Below are 4,988 nucleotides of genomic sequence, written 5' to 3'. Positions count from 1 at the left end.
CCCGCCATAAGCTATATGTGTTGTTGTAGGGTTTTATCTTTTCATTTATTTCAATTGTGTCAGTTGGATTTCTGAAACCTATTAAGTTGTCTATTTTCGTCAATAGTCATTGTTAATGACTCAGTTTTTAAAATCCACTTGCCGTTTTCCTTCTTGTAGATTCCGTCTACCCCCAAGACGAGCCAGGGTTTAAGCTATAGTCATACTAAATTCGTTTGTCTCTTTCCATCTAATCTGTGAAAAAGGTGTATCAGCTTTTTGAAATATCCACTGTTCCAAACGTTTGTTTTGGTGTCTATCAATTCCTTTTCCAAAAAGATAAAAGATCATATTTGAAACAATAACTGAGTTGATAAGGAATATTCTCGAAAACTCTTTCTCTTTAGCAAAGAATAGAACTCCTGTAATTATCAGATTCAGCACGAAAACAAACGGAACTAAAAGAATAATTCCGATAGACACACTTGGGTCAGGGTCCATTTGGTATTTCCATAACCAAATCAGTCCAAAGTCAATGACTTCCAGTCCTAATATATTGTACAGTATCTCCATTCAAATGCCACACAAAAAAACAGTCTCTTAAAACTGTTTTAGGTTACCCCCTCAGTGAATAAAACTCACAGAACCTTAGGCTGCCTTCTCGAATTCAGCTTATGGCTTGATCATATTTCTGCTAAATACTCATGCACAAACTTGATGGCCATTGCCCCTTCTCCCACTGCGGAAGCCACGCGGTTCATGGCTCCTGCCCTCACATCGCCAGCGGCAAAAACTCCGGGAGTACTAGTTTCCAGCAAAAAGGGTTCTCGCTTTTTCTTCCATACTTTTTTGAACTCATCTTCCTTTTGGGCATCGCGTCCTGTAAGAATAAACCCTCTTTCGTTTTTAAATATGTGTTCGCCCGTCCAACTGGTATAAGGTCTGGCACCAATAAAAATGAGCAATGCACCGGCCGGCTTTTGCCGGGTAACTTGTGTTTCCAGGTTTTTGAGAGTGACACACTCCAGATGCGTCTTTCCATGAGCTGCCTCTACCACCGATCTCGGCAAAAGACTGATATTTTCTGTTTGCCCTATCTGATCGATAAGGTATTGACTCATGCTGCTGGAAAGATCGGGCTTGCGAATGACAATATACACGTGGCTGGCAAAATTGGAGAGATACATGGCGGCCTGCCCGGCCGAGTTGCCCCCGCCCACTATATACACATCCTTGTTGCGGCAGGCGTGTGCTTCGGTGGTTGCGGCTCCATAATAAATACCGGCTCCGGTGTAGTTGTCTATGCCCGTTGCATTAAGCTTTCGGTATTGAACGCCTGTTGTAATAATCACGGCTTTGGTATGAATCTGCTCTCCATTCTCCAGAATCACTTTCTTGTATTGATCTTGCGTTTCTACCCCCACCACACTTTGTGGTGAAAGAAATTCAATCCCAAAGCGCCTGGCCTGCGTAATGGCTCGCTGTGTTAAGTCGGCACCGGAAAGCCCTTTCGGAAAACCAAGGTAATTTTCTATTCGGGAACTGGTACCTGCCTGTCCGCCAGGAGCATGCTTTTCAATAAGCAGGGTTTTTAATCCTTCTGAACCACCATATACCGCTGCGGCCATACCAGCCGGACCTGCACCTACAATGGTTACATCGTACATTTTTTCTGCAGCCTTAGACCTAAGCCCTATTTTTTCACCTAGTTCTACAGCAGAGGGGTTGACGAGGCAACTACCGTCTTCAAAAAACACGGCAGGTAGTTGTTGGTCGCTTATAGACGCCAGCTCCATTAACTCCTTCGCTTCCGGCTCATTAAGCACATCAAGCCACTGAAAGGGAATAAGGTTTCCGCCCAGAAAGTCTTTTACCGCATGCGATTTGGGCGAATACTGATAACCCACCACACGTATTCCTTTAAACACCGGAATATGGTTTATCTGCCATTCATCGAGTAAATCGTTCAGAGTCGGGTATAGTTTTTCTTCCGGAGGATCCCAGGGCTTGTTTAGGTAGTAATCGAGCTGAACATCATTAATGGCCTTTATAGCTGCCTCAATATCGGAGTAGGCTGTTAGCAGCACTCTTTTGGCCGATGGATAGAGCTTTTTGGCTTGCTCTAAAAAATCTACTCCACTCATTTCGGGCATCCGCTGATCAGAAAGAAATAAAGCTACGTCTTCTCCCTTTTGCTTGAGTTCGCGCAATGCCTCTAAAGCTTCTTTAGCAGAGGTAGTACTGAGTATTCTGTAGTCGGCCCGGTATTGCTTTCGTATGTCTCTTCGAATAGCTGCCAGTACTTGTTCGTCATCGTCTATTGTAAAAATAATGGGTTGTTTGGGCATTTGACCTATTGATGATGAATGGGTATACAAAATTCAAAAGTAGTGAGGCCGGGCTTAGATTCAAGTTTTATTCGACCATTGTGCTTGTCCATAATTTGTTGCACAGTTTCAAGCCCCAACCCTGTTCCTTTACCTACGTCTTTGGTAGTAAAGAATGGTTCAAAAATTCGGTCTTGAATTTCTTTAGGAATACCTTTTCCGGTATCTGAGATTTTAACGACTATAAATTCGCCTACTACTTCTGTCGAAAGCCTAAGCGTACCGCCATTTTCTTCCATAGCGTCTAGCGCATTGTCTATTACGTTGGTCCAAACCTGATTGAGCTCTCCCGGTGAGGCCGCTAGTTTAGGCAACTCTTCGGCCCAGTGTTCTATTACTTCCACCCGGTTCTTCTTGATCTTATGGTTTAGAATAGTGAGCGTTACACGCAGGCCTTCGTGTACATCGGTGGGCTCAAAATCGGACGACCGATCCATATGTGAGTAGTTTTTCACGGAGTTGACCAAAGTGGAAATTCTGTTGGAGGCATCTTTTATTTCTCCTACCATCTTTTCGGTAGTAAGCACATTGTCTATCCATACCAAAACGGACGGAAACTCCTTTTCTCCGATTTCTTCTTTCACCCGGTCCAGATCCTGATCCAAAAAACCATAATCGGCCAATGTTTCTGCGAGCATATAGCAGTCGCCATAACCATTAGCCTCCAACCAGTCGGTCAAGTCATCTTCGCGTTTAGCGCGCGAAAGCATTGGCTCAGCTTTATCGATTCCCCGGGCGAGCTTTCCAAAAACTAATTCATTGACAAAGTCTATTTGGCGATTGGTCACCTCCATAGAGATAACCCGTTTAAGCTTATCGGGCACAGTGCCCAAATGCTTTTGCAGCGATTCGGCCGAACGCACAATGGCTGCTGCCGGATTGTTAAGCTCATGAGCCAGACCAGCCGAAAGTTTGCCTAGAGCCATTAGCTTTTCGCTCTGGTGTTGAAACCTTGAAAAGTCCCTAACCCTGTCTGTCATTAAATGCACCAATAGCTCAGTGAGCTCGTGGCACTCGCAAATGAGGTCTTTGAAGAAGGTTTTAGAAAGGTAAAATACTTTTGAATCGACCAGAGCAAAGGCATTGCCTGTAGCTGATTGCACTCTGCTGTAAGGCAATGCACCAGAAATTTCTCCGGTTGAAATTCTGGCCATCTCTCTATATTGGCCATTTACCGCCATTTTAAGCGAAACCGCTCCATCGACCATAATAAACAGCCGGTCTACTGAATCGCCACGTTTAAAAATCTGATCTCCGGCCTTAAAGGCGGTGAGCTTACCCCGCTCTACAATCCACTCAATTTGTTGGCGGGGAATATCGGAGAGTATGTTGAATGCGCAGAGTCTGTCAACTAGCTCTTGATCTTTCATGGACTAAAAACTGAGAAGTCTGGGAATTAGTTCTTTCGAACCTGAAGGTAAGTAAAGAGTATCATTAAAGCAGACAGTACATTGGGAATAAAAAAGCTGCTCCAACCATCAGCATACTAATTGAAGGCCATGCTTAGAATGCATAATCCTTACAGGTAAAGAAGTTACTGAGTATTGAAACAGCTCTTTATTTGTAGTACAAGCCTACCAGTTCAGCCGCTTAGGTAATGAGATTACCCTCATCGTCCCATTCGGCTATGGCAGTTCTCTTGCTTTGGTCTACGCATTTGGCCAACCATTCCGGTTCATAATCTACATCGTGTTCGGCCAAGACATCGGCCGGAACGCCATCCCATACTCCGGGTGTATTGCCTTTGTAGCCCAGGTCTTTAATCCCCATCTCAGAGGTAAAGTAACCTGTTAGCGTAAGGTTTCTCATTCGCGTAAAGAATCTTTCGCCAGGCAATAGCTCGGGGGCCGTTTTGCCCGGGTAAGCAATTTGGTCACAAATGCTTTTTTGCTGTTCTTCAGTGAGCTTTTTAAACTCTGCATTATAGAGCTTATTGGAATAAGAATCGAGCCAGGCAATGCCACCACGTATAGGCAGTTGGTGGTGCGGCATATCTTTCACTATAAACTCTATAAACTCTACCACTCCGGCATCGCTGGCCGAGCCAAAGTTGGCATTGGCAGGGAGAATAATATCGCAAAGTACCGCAACTGTTTCCAACTCGTGTTCATTGAGAAATACTTCGGCCAATACCTTACGGTCGTGTTCCTTTTCTTTCTCATTTCTACCATAACCAGGCAATTCAGGGGTTTTAGCCGTCTCTTCAGGTTTTTCGCCAGGAGCGCAACCGGTTACCAACAGGCCTCCGGCCACAGAACCCACCAATAATGATTTTAATGAATCTCGTCTGTCCATGGTTTAAATGTTTCTTTGTTTTACTTGTTCTACCAAATAGTCGGAAGCCCTCCAGGCCAGAGCCAAAATGGTCCAGGTTGGGTTTTTATCGGCTTGCGATACAAACGGCCCGGCATCCATCACAAATACATTCTCACAATCGTGCAATTGGTTGTATTTGTTAGTTACCGACTCTCTTTTATCATCACCCATTCGGGTGGTTCCTACTTCGTGAATAATTTCACCGGGCTTGGTGAGTCCATACTGTCGGTCGGCTCCGGGTTTTGAACCCAAAAGTATTCCGCCCGCTGCTTCAAGTACTTGCTCAAATGTATCTTGCATATGCTT

5 protein-coding genes are annotated in these 4,988 nt (G+C 44.6%); all 5 read right to left on the bottom strand.

What is annotated here, in order from left to right; genetic code table 11:
- Positions 1-189 precede the first annotated feature (189 nt).
- Complete coding sequence (locus tag B3763_RS09275) at positions 190-552, bottom strand: hypothetical protein (protein ID WP_286745916.1); 363 nt, start codon at positions 550-552, stop codon at positions 190-192.
- A 110-nt stretch (positions 553-662) separates the two neighbouring features.
- Complete coding sequence (locus B3763_RS09270; protein ID WP_286745914.1) at positions 663-2,327, bottom strand: FAD-dependent oxidoreductase; 1,665 nt, start codon at positions 2,325-2,327, stop codon at positions 663-665.
- Positions 2,328-2,332: 5 nt separating this feature from the next.
- Positions 2,333-3,736 carry an ATP-binding protein gene (locus B3763_RS09265; RefSeq protein WP_189631151.1) on the bottom strand — a complete coding sequence of 468 codons (1,404 nt, stop codon included), beginning with the start codon at positions 3,734-3,736 and terminating at the stop codon, positions 2,333-2,335.
- Positions 3,737-3,956: 220 nt separating this feature from the next.
- Positions 3,957-4,661: a gluconate 2-dehydrogenase subunit 3 family protein gene (locus B3763_RS09260; protein WP_189631150.1), complete on the bottom strand. Its 705-nt coding sequence runs from the start codon at positions 4,659-4,661 to the stop codon at positions 3,957-3,959.
- A 3-nt stretch (positions 4,662-4,664) separates the two neighbouring features.
- Positions 4,665-4,988: GMC oxidoreductase (locus B3763_RS09255; RefSeq protein ID WP_286745911.1), on the bottom strand; the 324-nt coding region annotated here is incomplete at its 5' end.

Source organism: Roseivirga sp. UBA1976 (assembly GCF_002336325.1).
Lineage (GTDB): Bacteria > Bacteroidota > Bacteroidia > Cytophagales > Cyclobacteriaceae > Roseivirga > Roseivirga thermotolerans.
Note: the sequence above shows the minus strand (reverse complement) of the source record. Positions and strands in the feature narration are given on the sequence as shown.